At 35.3% G+C, this 20,482-nt stretch carries 22 protein-coding genes; 14 read left to right on the forward strand and 8 right to left on the reverse strand.

All coding sequences use genetic code 11. The annotated features are described in order from the left end of the window. Positions 1–110 precede the first annotated feature (110 nt). The 7 genes from T367_RS0111850 to T367_RS23980 all read left to right on the forward strand — a co-directional run bounded on the left by T367_RS0111850 (position 111) and on the right by T367_RS23980 (position 7,642). Positions 111–890, forward strand: a complete 780-nt coding sequence (locus T367_RS0111850) for an enoyl-CoA hydratase/isomerase family protein (protein ID WP_027420039.1) — start codon at positions 111–113, stop codon at positions 888–890. 12 nt (positions 891–902) lie between these two features. Then, positions 903–2,342, forward strand: a complete 1,440-nt coding sequence (locus tag T367_RS0111855; protein ID WP_027420040.1) for an oligosaccharide flippase family protein — start codon at positions 903–905, stop codon at positions 2,340–2,342. 30 nt (positions 2,343–2,372) lie between these two features. Continuing rightward, on the forward strand, positions 2,373–2,807 hold the full coding sequence (dut, locus tag T367_RS0111860; RefSeq protein WP_027420041.1) for a dUTP diphosphatase: 435 nt from the start codon (positions 2,373–2,375) through the stop codon (positions 2,805–2,807). Between the two features lie 61 nt (positions 2,808–2,868). Next, positions 2,869–3,870: a sugar phosphate nucleotidyltransferase gene (locus T367_RS0111865; RefSeq protein ID WP_027420042.1), complete on the forward strand. Its 1,002-nt coding sequence runs from the start codon at positions 2,869–2,871 to the stop codon at positions 3,868–3,870. Continuing rightward, positions 3,870–5,624, forward strand: a complete 1,755-nt coding sequence (locus T367_RS0111870; protein WP_027420043.1) for a tetratricopeptide repeat protein — start codon at positions 3,870–3,872, stop codon at positions 5,622–5,624. Before T367_RS0111865 ends, T367_RS0111870 begins: the two co-directional genes overlap by 1 nt. After that, positions 5,614–6,441 carry a DUF4292 domain-containing protein gene (locus T367_RS0111875; RefSeq protein WP_027420044.1) on the forward strand — a complete coding sequence of 276 codons (828 nt, stop codon included), beginning with the start codon at positions 5,614–5,616 and terminating at the stop codon, positions 6,439–6,441. The genes T367_RS0111870 and T367_RS0111875 overlap by 11 nt, the downstream gene beginning before the upstream one ends. Next, a complete protein-coding gene (locus T367_RS23980; RefSeq protein WP_027420045.1) occupies positions 6,425–7,642 on the forward strand; it encodes a murein hydrolase activator EnvC family protein in 1,218 nt (405 codons plus the stop codon). The genes T367_RS0111875 and T367_RS23980 overlap by 17 nt, the downstream gene beginning before the upstream one ends. Here the strand turns inward: T367_RS23980 and T367_RS0111885 are convergent. From T367_RS0111885 to T367_RS0111915, 7 genes are all read right to left on the reverse strand, one after another. Next, a complete protein-coding gene (locus tag T367_RS0111885; protein WP_027420046.1) occupies positions 7,614–8,615 on the reverse strand; it encodes an energy transducer TonB in 1,002 nt (333 codons plus the stop codon). The genes T367_RS23980 and T367_RS0111885 overlap by 29 nt on opposite strands. Further along, positions 8,615–9,172, reverse strand: coding sequence for an RNA polymerase sigma factor (locus T367_RS0111890; RefSeq protein WP_027420047.1), 558 nt, complete (start codon positions 9,170–9,172; stop codon positions 8,615–8,617). Before T367_RS0111890 ends, T367_RS0111885 begins: the two co-directional genes overlap by 1 nt. A gap of 266 nt (positions 9,173–9,438) precedes the next feature. After that, on the reverse strand, positions 9,439–10,914 hold the full coding sequence (locus T367_RS0111895; RefSeq protein ID WP_027420048.1) for a CotH kinase family protein: 1,476 nt from the start codon (positions 10,912–10,914) through the stop codon (positions 9,439–9,441). Further along, positions 10,907–11,593 (reverse strand): DUF2490 domain-containing protein, encoded by a 687-nt coding sequence (locus T367_RS0111900; protein WP_027420049.1) that lies wholly within the window; start codon positions 11,591–11,593, stop codon positions 10,907–10,909. Before T367_RS0111900 ends, T367_RS0111895 begins: the two co-directional genes overlap by 8 nt. Then, on the reverse strand, positions 11,593–12,180 hold the full coding sequence (locus T367_RS23985; protein ID WP_051568518.1) for a TetR/AcrR family transcriptional regulator: 588 nt from the start codon (positions 12,178–12,180) through the stop codon (positions 11,593–11,595). Before T367_RS23985 ends, T367_RS0111900 begins: the two co-directional genes overlap by 1 nt. A gap of 256 nt (positions 12,181–12,436) precedes the next feature. After that, on the reverse strand, positions 12,437–13,642 hold the full coding sequence (locus T367_RS22225; RefSeq protein ID WP_035843498.1) for an APC family permease: 1,206 nt from the start codon (positions 13,640–13,642) through the stop codon (positions 12,437–12,439). Further along, positions 13,635–13,979: a PadR family transcriptional regulator gene (locus T367_RS0111915; RefSeq protein ID WP_027420050.1), complete on the reverse strand. Its 345-nt coding sequence runs from the start codon at positions 13,977–13,979 to the stop codon at positions 13,635–13,637. Before T367_RS0111915 ends, T367_RS22225 begins: the two co-directional genes overlap by 8 nt. 169 nt (positions 13,980–14,148) lie before the next feature. On the opposite strand from T367_RS0111915, the gene T367_RS0111920 reads away from it, so the two are divergent. The 6 genes from T367_RS0111920 (at position 14,149) to T367_RS25565 (ending at position 19,334) form a co-directional block, all read left to right on the forward strand. After that, positions 14,149–14,535 carry a DUF7793 family protein gene (locus T367_RS0111920; RefSeq protein ID WP_027420051.1) on the forward strand — a complete coding sequence of 129 codons (387 nt, stop codon included), beginning with the start codon at positions 14,149–14,151 and terminating at the stop codon, positions 14,533–14,535. 25 nt (positions 14,536–14,560) lie between these two features. Continuing rightward, positions 14,561–14,947: a DUF7793 family protein gene (locus tag T367_RS0111925; RefSeq protein WP_027420052.1), complete on the forward strand. Its 387-nt coding sequence runs from the start codon at positions 14,561–14,563 to the stop codon at positions 14,945–14,947. An 87-nt stretch (positions 14,948–15,034) separates the two neighbouring features. Continuing rightward, the gene (locus tag T367_RS0111930) at positions 15,035–15,415 is read left to right on the forward strand and encodes a DUF7793 family protein (RefSeq protein WP_157454212.1); all 381 of its coding nucleotides are present in this window, start codon (positions 15,035–15,037) and stop codon (positions 15,413–15,415) included. Between the two features lie 71 nt (positions 15,416–15,486). Beyond that, positions 15,487–15,867, forward strand: coding sequence for a DUF7793 family protein (locus T367_RS0111935; RefSeq protein ID WP_027420054.1), 381 nt, complete (start codon positions 15,487–15,489; stop codon positions 15,865–15,867). 202 nt (positions 15,868–16,069) lie between these two features. Beyond that, a complete protein-coding gene (locus tag T367_RS25665; protein WP_449390398.1) occupies positions 16,070–16,432 on the forward strand; it encodes a DUF7793 family protein in 363 nt (120 codons plus the stop codon). Positions 16,433–16,541: 109 nt separating this feature from the next. Further along, entirely contained in the window at positions 16,542–19,334 is a 2,793-nt protein-coding gene (locus T367_RS25565; protein WP_084274409.1) for a PKD domain-containing protein, read from the forward strand. A gap of 70 nt (positions 19,335–19,404) precedes the next feature. Here T367_RS25565 and T367_RS0111950 read toward each other — a convergent pair whose 3' ends face one another. Next, positions 19,405–19,587, reverse strand: coding sequence for a hypothetical protein (locus tag T367_RS0111950; RefSeq protein WP_157454213.1), 183 nt, complete (start codon positions 19,585–19,587; stop codon positions 19,405–19,407). Positions 19,588–19,924: 337 nt separating this feature from the next. Here T367_RS0111950 and T367_RS0111955 point away from each other — a divergent pair, with 337 nt between their 5' ends. After that, complete coding sequence (locus T367_RS0111955; RefSeq protein WP_027420058.1) at positions 19,925–20,458, forward strand: hypothetical protein; 534 nt, start codon at positions 19,925–19,927, stop codon at positions 20,456–20,458. Positions 20,459–20,482 lie beyond the last annotated feature (24 nt).

Raw genomic sequence — 20,482 nt, forward strand, 5'->3', positions numbered from 1 at the left:
TACCTATTCTACTTTACTACACAATATCATGTGTAAAATTCGAATAATTCATTGCCGTGTCAGGCAAATATTTACCTAACTTTATCAATTAAATATCAAATTGCATAAAAATGAGTTACGAAAATATTCAAGTTGTACAGAACGATTTAATTTATACCATTACCATAAATAGACCTAGTCAATTAAACGCTTTAAACAAGGCTACTATTGAAGAGTTGCATCATGCATTAAATGCAGCAAACACGAACGATACAGTTGGAGCAGTGATTTTAACTGGTGCTGGTGAGAAGGCATTTGTTGCTGGCGCTGATATTAAAGAGTTTGCACATTTTAATATTGACCAAGGTAAATCGTTAAGTGCAACTGGTCATAAAATATTATTCGATTTTATAGAAAAAATGAATAAGCCTGTCATCGCAGCCATTAACGGTTTTGCATTAGGTGGAGGTTTAGAATTAGCTATGGCATCACATATTCGCTTAGCGTCAGACAATGCTAAATTAGGTTTGCCTGAAGTATCTTTAGGTGTCATTCCAGGTTATGGAGGAACACAAAGATTGGCGCAATTGGTTGGTCGTGGTAAGGCTTTTGAAATGATTGCAACAGCAGGAATGATAAGTGCCGAAGAAGCACAATCATGGGGATTGGTAAATCACGTAGTTCCAGCTGCAGAATTAATTCCATTAGCAGAGAAAATTGCAAGTAAAATTGTTAAAAATTCACCGAATGCAATTTCGGGTGCAATGCGTGCTGTTAATGCAAATTACGAAACAGGTGTTAACGGTTACGAAACTGAGATTAACGAATTTGGAAAATGTTTTGGTTCGAAAGAATTTGTTGAAGGCACCACTGCATTCATGGAGAAGAGAAAAGCTAATTTCAGAGATTAAAACTAAATTTAAGTGAGCGCAATAAAACGATTAGCTGGACAAACAGCGATGTATGGTTTGCCATCCATTATCGGTCGTGTGCTCAATTACTTTCTTGTCCCTTTACACACTTATTTTTTCGATCCTAAGGAATACGGTATCGTCAGTGAGTTTTACGCTTACGTAGCCTTTTTTGTTGTTTTGTTAATGATGGGAATGGAAACTACTTTTTTCCGTTTTGTCAATCAAACTGACGATAAGGAAAAGACCTTTAATCAGGCTTTCTCTCTTGTACTTATTGCCAACGCTATCTTTTTAATAACGGTCTTAATTTTTTCTCAAGACATTGCCAATTGGATGCTATTTCCGGAATACCAAAACTATGTCATTTGGTTTGCTTTTATCTTAGTATTCGATGCGACATCTTCTCTATTCCTAGCAAAATTGCGCTATCAAGAAAAAGCGAAGAAGTTTATCTTTATTCAATTCGCTTCTATTATCACCGTAATTTTACTGAACTTGATTTTCATTTTCCTAATAATGGGTGAAAACGACAGCTTTGGGATTGGATATATCTTCTTGGCCAATCTTTGTGCGAGTTTAATCAAACCCATATTACTCTATAAAGACGTCTTGTCTTTTAGATTTATCATGGACAAGGTCTTAGCGAAGACAATGATCATTTATAGTTTCCCATTGGTAATTGCAGGATTTGCTGGCATCATAAACGAAACTTTCGATCGTATTTTAATCAAACGACTTTTATTAGACGAAGGGGTTGATTATGCCCAAGCTCAAGTTGGAATTTATTCTGCGAATTATAAATTATCGATTCTCATCAGTCTTTTCATTCAAGCATTTAGATATGCCGCAGAGCCGTTTTTCTTTTCACGAGAAAAGGACAAAGATCGCAATAAAATTTACGCTCAGATCATGACGTATTTTGTAATTGTACTTACATTTTTATTCTTGGTTATCTCACTGAACTTAGAAATTTTTAAATGGTTTATTCCAAAAGAGGAATTTTGGGAAGGCTTAAAAATTGTTCCATTATTGTTATTGGCCAATGTATTTTTAGGAATCTATTACAATCAATCAATTTGGTACAAACTCTCTAACAAAACAAAATATGGCGCATATATTGCGTTAGTGGGGGCCGGCATAACAATAGGACTAAATATTATCTTAATTCCAATTTATGGATATATGGGTGCGGCAATCACAACATTCTCGGTTTACTTTTCAATGATGGTGATGTCTTATTTTCTCGGCAAAAAACATTATCCTATTAAATATAATTTACGCAAAGTCGGCTTATATATGTTTAGCTCGGTATTGCTCTATCTTTTTAGTTTGCTCTTCCATTTTGAGTCTTTACCTGCGACCTTAATATTGAATGCATTTCTATTGGCTATTTTTATAGGACTTGTTTTAGTAATAGAAAGACCATTAACTCGACTTAAAAAGAGATAAAATCGTTAAATTTGCCTTTTTTGCTACACTATGGAAATCAAATTAATTAACAAGTCAAAACACCTAATTCCACAATATGAAACCCCGCTTTCAGCAGGCGTAGATTTGCGTGCGAATATAGATGCAGATATAGAAATTAAACCTTTGGAGAGAGCATTAGTTAAAACAGGACTATTTATGGCGATTCCAGAAGGATACGAAGGACAAGTACGACCAAGAAGTGGTCTTGCTTATAAGCACGGGTTAACAGTATTAAATTCTCCTGGCACAATAGATGCAGATTACCGCGGTGAGATTGGCGTGATTTTGGTTAACTTATCAAACGAAAACTTTATCATTAAAGATGGAGAGCGTATTGCGCAGATGGTATTTGCTAAATGTGAACAAGGTCAATTTGTAAATGTTGACAATTTAGAGGAGACAGAAAGAGGTGCTGGAGGATTTGGAAGTACGGGAAAAAACTAATTATTAAAAAATTAATGAATCCGAAATACATTATTGTGATTCGACATAAATATTAAATACAATGAAGATAATTGTTCCAATGGCTGGAAGAGGTAGCCGACTAAGACCACATACATTAACTGTTCCTAAACCATTAGTTCCAGTTGGCGGTAAACCAATTGTACACAGACTAGTGCAAGATATTGCAAAAACAAGCACCGAAAAAATTGACGAAATTGCATTCGTAATCGGTGATTTTGGTAAAGAGGTTGAAGACGAATTAATTCGAGTTGCTGAAAAATTGGGTGCCAAAGGAAAAATTTATTATCAAGACAAAGCATTGGGTACTGCACACGCTGTACTTTGCGCGGCTGAGTCTTTAAAAGGACCAGTTGTAGTTGCTTTTGCGGACACATTATTCAAAGCTGACTTCACGCTAGATAGTGATTCGGATGGTATTTTATGGGTAAAACAAATTGAAGATCCTTCTGCATTTGGTGTTGTCCAATTAGACGATGACGGCGTTATTGTTGATTTTATTGAGAAACCAGAAACCTTTGTATCTGATTTAGCAATGATTGGTATTTACTACTTTAAAGAAGGCGAAAAACTAAAAACTGAATTACAATATTTGGTTGATAACGGGATTATTAAAGGCGGAGAATATCAATTGCCAGATGCTTTAAAAAACATGACCAAAAAGGGCGCTAAATTTAAGCCTGGAAAAGTAAATGAATGGTTAGACTGTGGTAATAAAAAAGTGACAGTTCATACCAACCAAAGAGTATTGGAATTTGATAAAAATGAAGATTTAGTTTCAAAAGATTTATTGTCAACGAACTCAATTGTCATTCCTCCTTGTTATATTGGTAAAAATGTAGTACTTGAAAATTCGATTGTTGGACCACATGTATCATTAGGTAATGGAACAACAGTTAAAAACTCTGTAATAAGCAATTCAATTGTTCAAAAAAATGCAATGATTTCAAATTCTGTTCTACAGGATTCGATGATTGGAAATTATGCCAAAATATTGAGCCATGGCAAAGAAATTAGTATTGGCGATTATACAACTATAGAATAGTGACAGAAAAAAGTAAAAACATATTGCGTTCAATTCAACAATTACCATTTTTGGGAATCGTTTTCGTCTTACTTGTGCTATCTGCATGTGGGAATAGTAAAAACGTTGGTAAAACTGAGACACCAGTCATTAGAAAGTCATTCAAGGAAGCTTTTCACGAAGCTGTCTCTGAAAAAATGATAGGCCACAACGAAAATGCAATCGCATTATTCGAATCTTGCTTATTAATAGAACCTGAAAATCCGGCCGTATTCTTTGCTTTATCTGATCTTTATGAACAAGCTGGTGACCAAACTAAAAAATTGACTTTCGCCGAAAAAGCTTATAGTTACGATCAAAACAATAAATGGTACATCCTGCGTTTAGCGGATTTGTATTATGAAAAACAAGAATTCACTAAAACGGTTGACTTATACAGCAAAATCATTGAAAACGAAAAAAACATCGACCTAAAATTTCAGTATGTAGATGCTTTAATGCGTGCTCAAAAGTTTCAAAGAGCGATTGACATGTTGAATGAGATTGAAGTAGAGACTGGTGTTATTCCGCAAGTGAGTTTTACCAAACACGACCTTTATATGCAATTGCAGAATGAAGAGTTGGCGAAGGCTGAACTGGACAAGTTGATCACTGAGAATCCTTCTGAATACGAATTCAAAATGATGGTTGCAGAATACTATATGCAACAGCAAGATTTCTCAAAAGCCAATGCATTAATTGACGATATTTTGCAATCAGATGCTGATTTTGGTCAAGCTTATATCATGAAGGCAGACTTAGCTTTGAGACAATCTAAAGTCCTAGATGCTTTTAAATTATTGGAAATAGGTTTTGACAAAGACGACGTACAATTGGACCGAAAATTAGAATTAATTGGCGGCCTTATTCCTTACGCTGCTCCGGGGCAAGCTGACGCTGAAATTATGCGCACAGGAATCACAGACCTATTCGAACAGGTGTATGACGAATCTGCCGAGAACTCAAAACTGCACGAATATTACGGTTATTTTTTAGCGGATAATATGAATTTAATCAAAGCAGAAAAGCAACTCGAATTGGCGACAAAATTTGATCCTTCAAAATTTAATGTTTGGGCTGAACTTACCCGCGTTGAAATGGAATTGAATGCATTTGATAGACTATTTGCCAATGGAGAAAAAATGATTTCATATTTTCCGTCTCAACCCTTTGCCTATTTGATTACGGGATTGAGTGGCATTAAAATCGAAAAATACGACGAATCAGAAGAATACCTCATTCTTGGAAAAGATTTAGTTATTGATGCTCCAGAACTCTTGTCGAATTTCTATATTGAATTGGGGAAGTTAAAATACGCACAAGGCAAAAAAGATAAAGGCATTGAATATTTGAATAAAGCTAGTCAAACCTATCCTAAAAACTTACAGGTATACGACTTAAAAGCAAAGCTATTCATGCAAGACAATGACTATGTAAAGGCCGAACAAACCATCAAAGAAGGTCTTGAAATGAATGCCAAAGACCCAATTTTATTAGAAACTTATGGCGTTTTATTAATAGAGAAAAAACAATATCCACAAGCTATTGAGGTATTTGAATCTGTTTTAGTCTATGATTCTTACAATATCACTGCGCTTGAGTATTACGGAGATGCTTTATTTTTGAGTGGTCGCGAAAAAGAAGCGTTAGAATTTTGGATTGAGTCTAAAAAGCAAGGGAACACGTCGCCGATCATTGATAAAAAAATTGAGGAGAAAAAGTATTATGCAAATTAGAAAAATAGCTTTTGGTTTTTGCTTAATGCTAGGGACATTTGTACTCCAAAGTTGTGGTACAACAAAAGAGTTGGTGGAATTAGAGAAAGTGAAGAACATCAACGAAAAAATACTCGTCGAAAAGCTATTCGAACAAGGTGATGTTGGCTATAATTATTTAAGTAGCAAGGTTAATGTCGACTTTAAGAATAAATCACAAGACAGGTCTTTTGCAGTCTATTTAAAGCATAATGTTGATACAGCCTTAGGCGGAACAATTAAGTTTGCACAAATCATTGGAGCCGCTTTTAAAGTTGATTACGATTCTATTCATTTCACCAATAAATTAGAACGTTGTTATTTCCTACAAAATTTAGATTATCTGTCTGAACTTTTCGGAACAGATGTTGAGTTTAATTTTTTCCAAGATGTTATACTAGGTTTACCAATTGGACTTGATACGAATATTAAATATAAGCAAATAGGTGATAATTATAGTTATACCTTATCTTCCCACAAAAAGAAAGCATTCAGAAAATTAGAAAATGATAAATTGGATATTGAACAAGACATGATGTTGATTCAATACGATTTAAAACCTAATAATTTTGAGTTATTCCGAACAACCATTCAGGTTCCTTCTGATTCTGTCACCATTACAATTAATAATGTGGCAAGAAAAATGGTTGACGGATTTAATGTTCCAGAAATCACAACAATTGATATCACACATCCAACAGATACCATCTTCGTAAAACTCGATTATGGATCAGTTAGATTGAATGATTGGAAAGAAATAAGCGTTCGAATTCCAGAGACCTATGAAAGCTGTCGTTAGTTTTATTGGATTTTTCACCCTATTGTTTTTTTTTGCAACCGTTTACGGGCAAGAGAAGGAAAGTGACCGTTTAAAAAAACAACAGAAGCAGCTTGAGCAAAAAATTGACCTGACTAAAAACCTCTTAGAAAACACCATTAAGAGTAAAGAGAGTGTCAATGAAAAAATCACTTTAATAGAACGTAAAATTGAGTACCGTCGGGCTTTACTTGACAATTTAGGTTTGCAACTATCTAAATTAGAAAAGGACATTGAAAACATAAGTTTATCAATCAATGAACTTGAACTAGAACTCACAAAACATAAAGAGCAATACAAGCAAATGGTTATTCAAGCCTATAAAATGCGGAATTCTAACGCATCATTGGTTTTTGTTTTGTCATCCGAATCGTTTAACCAAGCCAATAAGCGAATGGAATATTTAGATCAGTTGGCAAAATATCGCGCTGATCAAATTCGAAAAATTCAGCGCACGATGGCCGAATTAAATGCTGAAAAAGCCAATTTATTATCTAAGCGTACGGAGAAAGATCAAGTAGCCAAACTGAAGGCAACCGAACAAAACAATTATGTTAGAGATAGAGAAAAACAAAAAGAATCTATCATAGACATACAAGGAAAAGAAGCCGAACTTAAAAAGGAATTGGCAGCACAACAAAAGCAATCAGACGACATACGAAATGCCATTAATGCAGCCATTAATAAAGAAATATTAGAGGCCCGTAAAAAGGAAAAAGAAAAGACACCTACAGAAACAAAAGAGATTGCATTAAACAACCAAGGATTTGAAGCCAATAAAGGTCGATTGCCTTGGCCTGTGAAATCGGGTGAGGTCACCAAAGGGTTTGGTAAACAACCCCACCCTGTTCACAGCAATGTTTTCACCTATAATAGTGGAATTGATATCACGACTGTCCGTGGAGCAACTGTTAGAGCCGTTTATTCGGGTGAAGTCACAAGTGTTATTGTTATTCCAGGTGCTGGAAAAGCCATTATTATTGCGCATGGAGATTATAGAACAATCTATTCGAATTTACAAGAAACATACGTTCAAACAGGTGATAAAGTAGATGTAAAAGCTGAAATTGGCGCGTTATTGATAAACGGATCAGGCAATTCAGATGCACATTTTGAAATCCGTCAAATCACTCCAGACGGCAAGATCAATAATATCAATCCAACATTCTGGCTCTACCAATAATCTCTTCGTTGAGTTGATAAGCCGAACATCCATTTTCAAGATCATAATGAAAATACATGCGCTGTAAGGATTTAATTGGTTTCCCATCCGTTCCTTTAGCTGTTTCCCAATATGGCATCGTACGTAATACGTGAGTCGCATTTCCAATGAATAGATTTTCAATTTTCTTATTCATTATCTTTTTCATTTCGCTAAAAGGTTCTTGACCCTTTTCATTCATTTGTATACACAAAGCTTCAATTGAAGAAATAGCTCCTTTTTTATCAATTTGAAAGTCTACACGAACAATGCCTTCAATATTTTTGCTACTCGCTGTTCTTGGATAATACAAATTCTTATCAATATACTTTTTCAATGACAAATGCCCACCAGGGAATGCAGCATAAGCACTTTTATTGATATAAATTTCCTTGGTTGATTCGTATTCTAAATTATCATTCTTTGGAACTTCCGCTATTGGCGTTGACATTAAAATATGTTCCCGATCTTTTGGTTTAAAATGCACGTTCACATTAATAAAATCATCCTCATCCTCCACATAATTATGTTTACTAGAGAAAGTTGTTTCTGGCAATTCAGGCAACACCTCATTCGACTCTACCTCTTTTAATTGAGGTTCTGCAACCACCGCTGTAATGGCCGGTGTAACAGAAGGTTTATCAGGCTGTTCAGACGAAGAATTAAAATGATATACACCAAAAGCTACACAACCTGCCACTGTTAATGAGGAAATTGTCCAGATAATGGTATTTAGTGTTGTTGCAGAAGTTGCTAAGGTAGCAGTAACACTTGATATTTCAGCAGACAAAGCTTGCCGACTTACCGCCTGCGCTAACATTTGTTGATCTTTCATGGCTTCACCCAAAACCGGATCGGCCTCTAACATTCTACCAAATTCCTCCGCTTCATTTGGAGACATTTCCCCATTTAAATACGCATCAATTTGTTCTAATTTTTCTAATTCTGTTCTCATCAGCTATGATTTTCTATGGCCTGATTTGCTTTTGCTATGGAAATTGCCTTTTCCATACATTTATACTTTTGGGTTTTCGCCGAATTAATACTCGAAAATTCAAGCTGACTGGCAATATTTGCCATGCTCTCTTTTTGAAAGTAAAATAATTCGAATATCTTTTTGCAACGCGCTGAAATATGCGTCAATACATGTTCTAATTTTTTTAACTCCTCTTCTTTATCCGCTTCGTAATTCAAATCTTCAGCAGTCAAAATCAAGGTGTCCTTCCATTCACGTTCTGGACTCTTTTTTCGCCTTCTCAACTCATTTTTCCATAAAAAATGATTGATTCCATACAAAAACGTCGATAATTTGGACGTTAATTCAAAATTCGGATCCGTTACTTTTTCTATGATTAAGATCAAACTATCATGAAAAATTTCTTGCGCAATAACATCATCCCCTCCGTTCGAAATTATATTCGCACGAATCTTCGGGTACTCCTTATAAAGCACCTTAATGGCCTTATCTCGCTTACCATTCCGAATGTTTTTTATGATTTCTAAATCACGCATTATTAGTTTTATGTCCAGATTACTTAAAGGTAACCCAAATTCACCAAATTTCTAATAATTCAATCGCACTTTGCGCTGCTATACATCTTTGCAAAGCTCTAAACCTATAGTAAATAAAGGCACTACAAGATATGCAGTGATTTTATTAAAAGTAAAATTATTTATTCGTAGGGCATTGCCTTAACGCGTTAATGCCGGGCTTTACACACTCGCTTTTACTGATGGTAAAGAGCTCAAACAATTGTTCCAATCCCTAAGGCGACTATCTAATTGAATTTCTCATCTAGTACTACAAGTCTCTTTTCTATCCAAGCATTAATATAACTTTCTTCTGCCGACAAATTCATTGGAATGTCCCACTTCCGCAATTCTAATGTCTCCACATTATACTCGCGCAATAGGTCAAAATTAATACCGAACAATCGACTTAGATTCTGCACCGAAAATTGATCTTTACGCAAGTTGTACCATCTAGTTTGTAGCCTAAAATTAAAATCGTCCGGATTTAAGTCAATTAATCTATTAAACAACTTATTTGTTTGAATGATTTGCGATGCATAAAAATCGCCCGTTGCATCTCTTCCCCAAGTTGCATCCAAATCCCAAGGAACAATTATAAATTTATCGGTACTGTTTCGCTTTAAAAAGCACCAGTTTTTCCCAATATTGTCATAGGCCGAACATAAATTGACCAATAAAAAATAATCAATAATATTGTCCAAATCAATTTGCTGACCAATATTCGCTTTAAAGTCTGCATCATCTGCCTTTATTACCAACTCATTTAAGGCTTGAAAATCATCCCAAACTATCGTCTCACTAGGCTTAGGGTATTTTTGTTGCCAATCTCCCCATTTTGAACTTAAAGGGGCTTTGTGTGGTAATTCCTCAAAATGCGTCGCTTCAGAATTATCCGTGCCTTTATATAAAACAGACGATCCGTTTAAATCCAATAAACGCGCTGTAAAATCTTCCGTGAAAGCATATAATCCCAGTGCATTATTATTCATAAAAAGCTCAACATAACGCGACTCAATGGACACGTGATTTTCTGCATCACCCATTGATTGCCAAAGTTCGAACGAGGTCTTATTCCGCAATTTTGATTGATCGATATACAGAGCATCTAAAATCCAATCTTCGTTGTTTTCAAAATCAAAAAAAGCGGCGTGCGATTCGTTTTCCGTACTTTTATCATTATAAATCCTGAATCCGTACGATTTTTTGTCATACCGCAAACTAGATGCTCCCCTAAATTCAAGTCCAATCCAATTCACTTGCGACGGCCGATCTAACTCGGGATAATTAATCGTTAATTTACCCAATGTTTTTGGTTCATTTTCAACCTCATCTAAAACAACAATCTGCACAGTTGGTATTGCAGTAAAAACCAATTGGGTATTTAATGTTTCTCCCCTTGCTTTTAGCACAACAGCATAAGCTTTATTAATTTCAATATCGCCAAAACTATTAACGGCATTGTTCTTTAATAATTTTCCGGCAAATAGAATTTCTGTTCCAGCTTCAAATTTCACCAAAGGATTAAAATTTGCCGCATCTGCCTCCGATAAACTAAATTTTAAAACATCAAATTCGCTATCGTAAAAACAGTCTTTACCCGCGAGATTTAGCAAAGCTACCAATTCAAAATTGTCATCCCCTTTTGCGTCGTAAATAACAACCTCTTTTTTACAAGCCGTCAACAAGAATAAACCAATTAGGATAATGTATAATTTATTCATTATTCAATTTTAAAGTATAACTCAATTTCAGAAAGAAAAATTCAAACGGATAAGGGTCGTTCAATTCATATTCATAACCTAATGCAAAACCTAGCTTCCCATAAGTGGTTTTAAAATCGGTACCCAACATAAAACGCAAATTATTATACGCCGGTTTTTTAAAATAGACGTATTCTCTGAATAATTCAGTACTCGCATAAACTGTTGCATTCTTAATTTTATATCCCAATTCTAACCGGTGTCTTAAATGCGCTTTTTGTTTGTGTTCATCAACAAACTCAAATAAATCGATATACTTATTCTGGTACCTTAATCGATAATCAAGTTTTAGCTCTTTGGTTATTTTTAACCGGTATTTAAAATCTACACTATACCGCAAGTCATGTGTCAGGTCAAGCTCCTTTTTACGATCGTATGAATAACGAATTTGAGCACCCAATTTAAACTGCTTATTGATCCGGTATTCGGCACCTAAATCTGTATTGGACGCCTCAAACATGTTTAGGTTATTAAAAAAACGCACTTGTTCTTCAAGACTTATGCGCCAATCTTTACCAATATTGTATGCTACGGCTACCTCGGACCAAATGCCAATGTCACGAATTTTTTTAATCTCCTGTGCATTGACCTGCAAGGCAAATATGACAGATAATAAAAGGATATTTTTTTTCAGTATCATTACCCTTTTTTAAAGCGACGAATAATGTCTTGTTCAGCAAAAGTGAACATTTCGTCCGTGTAATAATCTGTTTCCGTACAATAAAGCAGCGCTGCCCCTTTTGAGTGGGCCATAAAAAGGCTCAAAGCTTGTTCAGGTTTTTCAAACCGTTGTGTAAAATATGCGTTGAGGGTAACCAATTGTTTTTGAATGCTCAACACATCACAATTTTGGAGCATTAATTCTCGAATTTCTGCATTCATTGAGATCACAAAAATCATGGAGAAAAAGTCACGATTATCACGAATGGATTGAAAAGAACTACGGACAAATAATTCAAATTCGTCTGCTGTTAAAACACCATCTTTATTGGGATCAAAATCCGTATAAATTAATTGGTACATTTTATTGCCAATATGTTGTATCAGATCTTCTTTACTTGAGAAATAATGATACAATAATCCCTTAGAAATATTAGCCTCTTTAGCTATTGCTGCAGTTGAGGTTCCGTGATAACCTTTCTCTTTAAATAACTGCAAAGCAACATTCAGAATACGCTCGTATTTACCTGAATTCTCCTTCTCTTTTTTTAGTAATGTTTCACTCATATTCTACATATTGACCGAACGGTCGGTAAAATTAAGTAATTATTACTAGAATGTTAACATAAAGTGATATTATTAATGTTTAAACTAGATATTGAGGAGCATACTTTTGCGTTAGGGGTAGCAGCGGATATCCTTTTTCTGTCGGCCTTAGGCGGATAGAAAAAGATAAGAGCGAATGACCCGACCCCATTCCGATGGGGTAACGGCGAAAAAATAAAAAAGCCGACCAAAATAAATTGGTCGACTTTTACACGATTTACTTAGCTGCTAAAACACCATTTTGGTAATTCAGCATAGCACTTTCGTTCATCAATACTTGCATTTGAATATCCATTAATTCGTGCAGCACGACTGAAACTATAGTATTTGTCATTTGCAGCTCACCCAATTCAATTGGCTCAATTGGGGTGTTACCAGATATGGCTGCTACTTTTAAATTGTATTGGTCGACCGCTGCTAGAAAAGCGCTGTAGGAGTATTCCGAATTTGCATTATCAAAACCGGAATTCACAACTTTAAAATCGTTTGGATGCTTTAAATCTTTGGCTTTTTTACCCTTTGCTTGGTCGAACGGGATATTGTTAGACAACGCGAATAGGTTCGTGTATATACCAGTCAATTTACTTTTCAGCTGCGCAGATTCGTCCATAAAGTCTTGTAAACTTATTTTATTTACCCCTTGTAAGTTGGCATATAAATTGGCGTTATTGGTTTCAATTTTCTGCAAATTATTCGACTTAAATTCAGCCATTGAATGGACACTGGTTTCAATATTCACTGACGGGCCCAAATTCACTAAAGCGAATAGCATACCACAAGCCGCAACCATAAAAGTACTTTGAACAATGGCATTAAATCGGGTATCAACATTACGGTAACGTGTAATAAAAAACACGGGAATAAATACGGCGAAGAAAGCTAAAAAGCTGCCATAAAAAAGGATGTTTGCCCATGGCCAGTGCATGACCTTAAAAATTACGCCTAGAGAACCTGTGATGGCGAGCACCATGCCCAATGTCATAATTAATCGGCTGCTTTTCTCTTTATCATCCCTAAACTTCATGATGATATTGAGCGGTAAAAAAATTAAACTAAAAAAGATGAGACCGCTGAACAGGCAAACGCCTGCTCCGGGTAAGTGTTGGAACTTTAAAATAGATCCAATTAAAATCAATACAATACTGACAAAGCCAGTTATTTTTAATGTACGTTTCATGGCGTAATAATATTTAAATGTGATTAAATCTCTCGTTTCAAGCTCAATTTCAGCAAGATCTTTCTTGTAAAATCGGGCAATAGTATCCTCGTAGCACTTGTAAAAGTCCATTTCAAATGGCATTTCATTCTCGATAATACAACAGACGTGATCCAAGATATTATAACGAACGTCCTCCGTTTCAATACCTCTTCTCGTTATATCATCCAAAATAAAATCAACCTCAGTATCTGTAATTTTAGGCATGGCCTGGTTTTACATCTAAATCCAACAAAAAACGCATGGTTTTCATAAAATCAGCCAATTCATTCACCCGATCTTGCATTGTATTAATTCCCTGATCTGTGAGTCGGTAGTATTTGCGAACGCGTTTCCCAATATACTCTTTCTCTGTAGTCAGGTCTCCTTGCTTCTCGAGTGCATGGAGGGTAGGATACAATGCGCCTTCAGTAATCTGAATCTTGTTTTGGGTTAAGTCCTTAACCTTTTGAGTTATTTCATAACCATACATGCGCTCATTATCTTTTAGTAGGTTTAATACTATGGTTTTTAATGTGCCTTTTATTAATTCTGATGAATACATAATACAAATATACATTAGTTTCTTATGTATTGCAAATTTAATACATAAGAATATTAGGTATAGTCTTAAAAAATTCACTTTATCGTTGATAATCTGTCGTTTAACGATAATTATTTTTTATTTTAATAATAAAAGATAAAACTGACTTAATTATACTTATCTTAAAAGCATGTTAGCAATGGTAGCCCACCAAACAATAAAAACTAGCAAGGCCCAAATTTCTATAATAGAAGACAATATTTGCTACTTCCATTATCAGGGAAACACTCACCTTGAACTTGATGATTATCTCGAGAACCATAAAGTATACAATGAATTGAACGTTGACCAAAACCTGAAAATTTTGGCTGAATTCCCCAAGCATGTTTCCTTTTCTGTTGAGGCACGGAAATACGCTGAAATGGCAGCTCTTGACACAATTGCACAAGCCATTGTAATTCATTCTTTACCACAACGAATAATTGCGCGGTTCTACCATAGAATGAGAAAAAACGATTTTCCTGTAAAGGTCTTTAATAAAAAACATGAAGCTGTTGCCTGGTTATTGACATTTTAAATCAAGACTTCTTAATTTTACACGTGTGACAAAAACCAAATTGGAACATATCATTGAAAGTAAAACAGTAAATGTTTATGCACTTGATATGGACACTTTGCTTTTCGAGTATAAGCCAAATACACTCATTGAATTAAATGATTTGAAATTTGCTTATGATAAATACAGTGCGTTAACCAAACACAAATTACACAAAGTCATTATCGATTTTCCACAATTTACTTCATTGACTGCAGAGGCAAGAGAATATGCTGTTGCATCTCAATTACCAGCCATAGCTGAAGCTATTGTTTTTAAATCATTAGCCCAGCGCATTACAGCCAGATTTTATTATATGTTTAACGCGAAAAAACATCCCGTTAAAGTATTTAACGACCGAAAAAATGCAATCGCCTGGTTGGAACGAATTTAATCTTCAATCATCAAACAAATTAATTCCTTAAATATTCGTTAATTCTTTTTTTATCCCTGAAGCCTTCAGTATCTTTGCCCCATGGTAATGAATAGAGGAGATGAAATAATTGAGCAGAGGACTTTTAATGTCACCATCACTGCTGAGGGCTTTGTGCATTTTAAATTTAAACCAGACATGTTTGTTGAACTTGAAGATGTCCTGGAATCATACGAAATCTACAAATCCTTAACAGAAATTAAAAAGCGTAAAGTTTTAATTGAGTTCTCAAAATTCACTAGCGTGTCAAACGAAGGTTTAAAGTTTAGCGCAACATCGGATTTAGATTCGATCGCTGAAGCCATTGTTATTAATACCCTACCTCAACGTATTACGGCACGGTTTTATACAAAAGTCAACACAAAAAATCATCCCGTGCAATATTTTTCTTCTAAGAATGAGGCGATTAATTGGCTAAAAAACATTTAGTGTTTAATTCAACAAAAATCTTATTATTTTAACACCTTTTATTTAGTCGATTCTAAGTTTAATAGCAGACAATGACAAAAGAAATAGTCAAAACGAACAGGTATAGCGTAACTATAATTGAAACAGATATTGTGCACATTCGCTTTGCAGAAGCAATCTGTATCGAAATAGAAGATGTAAAAGCGACTTTTGATATTTACCAAGAATTATCTGAAGCACAGGACCGCAAAATTATGGTTGAATTTCCCGATCATACAACAATCACAAGCGAAGCGCGCGAACATGGCCAAGCAGCCGAAATAAACGCTGATGCAGAAGCATTCGTCATCACAACTTTAGCCCAACGGATTTTAGCACGATTCTTTAAAACATTCCATAAAAAAAAGCACCCCTTTAAGATTTTCATGAATAAGGAAGAGGCGCTGACTTGGTTAATCAACTATAAGAAATAACCGCTTCTTAAAATACAACTCAATAGCGAAAACACTCAAAAACTATTGACTTACAGGTGTTAAACACTTGTTAATTTCATTGTTTTTTAAAAAAACAAGCCATAATTAATGTATATTCATGACTTCAATCAGTCAGATAAAAAGAATTGGACTTTTACACATTAATTAAATTTGCATTATCGAAACAACCACAGAAATATTCATCACCGAAACAAAGGCTTACAAAGTTTACGCTTTAGGTGATGACATTCTAAACTTTCGGTATAAGCAAAGTGTCCATATCGAATTAGAAGACATAAAGGAATCTTTTCAGATTTACCTAGATTACGCCAAAGGAAAACATTTAAAAGTATTACTCGAATACCCTTCGTTTGCAACAATGGAAGTTGAGGCCAGAGAATATGGAGCAGCATCTGAAGTGCCTGCCATAGCTGAAGCAATGGTGATTCAAACCTTAGCACATCGAATTTTAGCGCGATTTTACACAAGTTTCAATAAAAAATCACATCCATTAAAGGTTTTTATGAACCGCGATAAAGCGTTGGAATGGTTGGCAGGATTTTGATTTATAAGTACCGTTTATGAATCGAAACGGTTACTTACTGAAATAATCTTTAATCGAGACAACCATTCCATATAGTTAAGAGTAACTGAGTCACTCTTATAATACATTAATGAAACATATAATAAGTATTCTATTTCTAATTTTGTCAATAGCCGTTTATGGCCAAGAAATTTGTAACAACGCTATTGATGATGATGGAGATGGTTTTATTGACTTGAATGATGATGAGTGTGATTGTGGCAGTGAACCAATACCAGGTGAAAGCCTTATACCTAATCACTCTTTTGAAGCGTACACTTGTTGTCCAGATTTCTTAAGTATGTTAACCTGTGCTGAAACATGGGAGCAAGCTTCTGACGCAACTTCTGATTATTATAACTTTTGTGATCTTGAAGGCCCTGAAGATTTGGGCTTTTTTTTATTAGACCCTGAATTCCCTCTTCCAGGAGATGGCTCAGGCGAGGGTTATGCTGGTTTTACCTCCCTAATGTCGGGCACAGAATACAACGAATATATTGGCGCATGTTTATTGGGAACTATGACTGCTGGAACAGAATATGAGTTACATATGTATTTGGCAAGATCTGCAGGTGAAGAAGAATTAAAGGTCTCTATTTTTGGATCTCCTGATTGTGGAGATATGCCATGGGTGGGAACTTCATGCCCTGATGGTATTGGAAGTTGGGACTTGCTGGCTGAAAGCATCGTCATATTATCTGATGTAACAGCATGGTATGAGGTAACGATAACATTTACACCGCTAGTTGACATTAATGCTATTGCTATTGGGGGACCATGTTCACCTCCACGTGTACCAGTCGATGCGGCACTTAATTATTATTTCTTGGATGAGTTAACATTATTAGATCCTGCCGGCTCTATTGCAATGGAAACAGCAGGCGGTTGGTGCGTTGGTGATTTAGAATTAACAGCCAATACTGAAACAATTGGCGGAGAATGGCAATGGTATAAAGATGGTATTGCACTTTTAGGAGAAACAACGGAAACGCTAAGTCCTGTAGCTTATGGTGAGGGAGAATTTACAGCCATTTATGCACTAGAAGATTATTGTGAGCGGGTTTCTTATTCTTCTCCTGAAGTAGAATTAACAGCAAGTTTTATTGCGGAAAATGTCTGCTTATCTGAAGCAATTATTTTTGAAAACACATCTATTTATGATGATGAAGATGGAATTTTATGGTCGTGGGATTTTGGTGACGGAACGGTTTCTTCAGAAGAATCTCCAGCGCATCTTTATGCAGATCCGGGCACTTATACGGTTGAATTAACTGCCCTATCAGATGAAGGTTGTTCGGATGTTTTTACAAGTACTGTTGAAGTTTATCCTTTACCTGTTTCGAATATAGAATTTATAGTAGATGAGATTTCTTCTTTAGACGCAGGAACAGGTGGTTGTTTTACAAGTGAAGTCGAATTTAAAAGTTGGGCGACTATTGAGGCACCTTCAATTATTACAGGTTGGTCTTGGAATTTTGGCGATGGGGAAACATCAATCCTCGAAAACCCAATTCATAATTATATTGAGGAAGGACTTTATACTGTTAGCCTAACCGTGGTATCTGATTTTGGATGTGAACATGCGTTTGAAATGGATATTTTAATGACCAATGGAGTCGCTTTTTTATCAGCTGACACCACTATTTGTCAAAATGGAATTGCAACTTTGAATGCTGGCAGTTCTGATGGTTCTTTTCATACTTACGATTGGTCAATCCCTGGCGCTGATGATAGTCCGGAGCAGGTCATCGAAGGATTAACAGCAGATTATTTGGTCTCTGTTTCAGCAACCAATGAAGCGGGTTGCGTTTCTGATTTAGCTTCAATTTTGATTACGGTACTTGATCCAATTACAGCTGAAATCTCGCCTTTTGATAACATTTGTATTGGCGATGTATCTGAAATATCACTTTCAGTTGATGGAGGGAGAGGTGATTATACTTATGAATGGACCGCCAATGGGACTATTTTGGAGGATGATTTACCCACATTGATGGTAAGTCCATTAATAACAACCGAATATTGCGTCACCATTTCGGATGGTTGCGAAACGGATCCTGTTGTTCTTTGTACGGAGATTTACGTTCAAACCCATCCTGTTTTTACTTCCGACACAACCGAGGGATGTGAAGGCACAGAGATTCTATTTACTGATTTAACAGACGATTCAGACGATTTGAATCGATCGACTTGGTATATCAATGGCGCTGTCTTAATTGGGAATCCTGTTTCATTTACTTTTGAAAACGCAGGAAAATATACTGTTACTCTTGATGTACTTACAAGTGAAGGATGTATGCTAACCACTACAACTAATGCTTATATTATAATTCATCCTACTCCTGAACCCGAATTTTATGTGACGCCTAATCCAACGACTTACTTTAATACCAAAGTGAAGGCAGTGAATACGACACCAAATGGCACAAGTTCATTTGATTGGTATACACCAGGTGCCCTTACTGAAATTCCTGTGAGTGATTTAGTATCAACCATTGTTTACCCAGAATTAGTCAGCGGGAACTATACTATAAGTATGATTGAAACAACAGCATTTGGATGCATAGATTCAATCTCACATATTTTAGTCATAGATAATGGGCAAATTATTTATGCTCCCAATGCCTTTACTCCAGATGGCAATAGTTTCAATGAAAATTGGGGGATTCATATTGAAGGAATCGATGTTTATGATTTCCACTTGGTTTTATTCAACCGATGGGGAGAATTGATTTGGGAATCGTATGACACAAGTGCCAAATGGGATGGCAGTTATGGCGGAAATATCGTTCAAGATGGTATTTATGTTTGGATCATACATGCCAAGGACAATGAAAATGACAAGGTCTATGAATTCAAAGGAATGGTCAACGTGCTGAAATAATAGTTTGAGTTAGGTTTATCTTTGTGATGGACTTAGGTTTTCAGCATCAATTAGATTAAAGTTTGAGCGTTTAATCATCCAACAACCCATTCTCATCGCGTTCATCCAACTGCTTAATCTCTTTCCACATTTTATAACGTGGCACCCAGTATCTTAAAATAGCCATTATTATCAATGCAAGCACAAAAACAAACCCCATAACCGGGCTATTGGGATTTCTAACTCCAGAAGCAACTACCACAAGTTCTGACATTATAGCTCCAGCAAATATTGCTATTAACCTCAATTCGACTATAACAAATTTCCACAGAAACCATGAAAACAGTAGGCATTTTTGGTCAAAAGGCCGCTGTTTTCATGATTTTTCGAAGAATTGATTTCAAATTACTTATATCACGTTATGATTTTTCGTAGTGAATACTGCTTCAAAACCATGCCTTACCTAAGAAAATTGAAATCAACTGTGTGCGTTTGTTATAATCGACCTGAGATTATTAAAATACGTTTCCAAAGTTTATTGATAATTTCCATATCTAAAAATAGGAAAACTAACGATAAGTGTTAAAAAATTCAATAGATTTGATTGAATCATGAACCGAATTAATCGTATTTTAATCAATATTTTATGCTGCTTTCAATTCATTTGGAGTTCGATCCTAATATTTTTTAGTGTAAAAGGACTTGTAACAATTGATTGTGACAACCCCCAACAATATTCAGCACATGCTGAAATACTAATTAGTGACAATTGTTACCTCAACTATTTTCTAGTCTACAATATTAGTTTTATTGTGCCTTTCGTCGGATTAATTGCCAGTATTCTATTATTTTATAAACAAAAAATTGGATGGATTGGCAGTGTTTTTGTAAATGCGATGTTTGCGGTAATTCTTGTTTTTCTCTTAACTATCACTCAGTTCACGTTAAGATATACCGAGTTATTAATAATGTTGATACTAATTATTGGTGTTTTAGGATTGGTATTGATGTGTAAAAGATCTATTCGTGAATATTTTAAAGTTAAGATTTGGCACATAGTACTGATTGGCGTTGTAATTGGACTTTTGATATTGATAAATTATATGATTTTTTCGATAGAACCAGAAGTTGGTGGTTGCGGTTAGGCTTTTGAGATGGTTTGGAGATAT

Source organism: Crocinitomix catalasitica ATCC 23190, assembly GCF_000621625.1.
GTDB lineage: Bacteria > Bacteroidota > Bacteroidia > Flavobacteriales_D > Crocinitomicaceae > Crocinitomix > Crocinitomix catalasitica.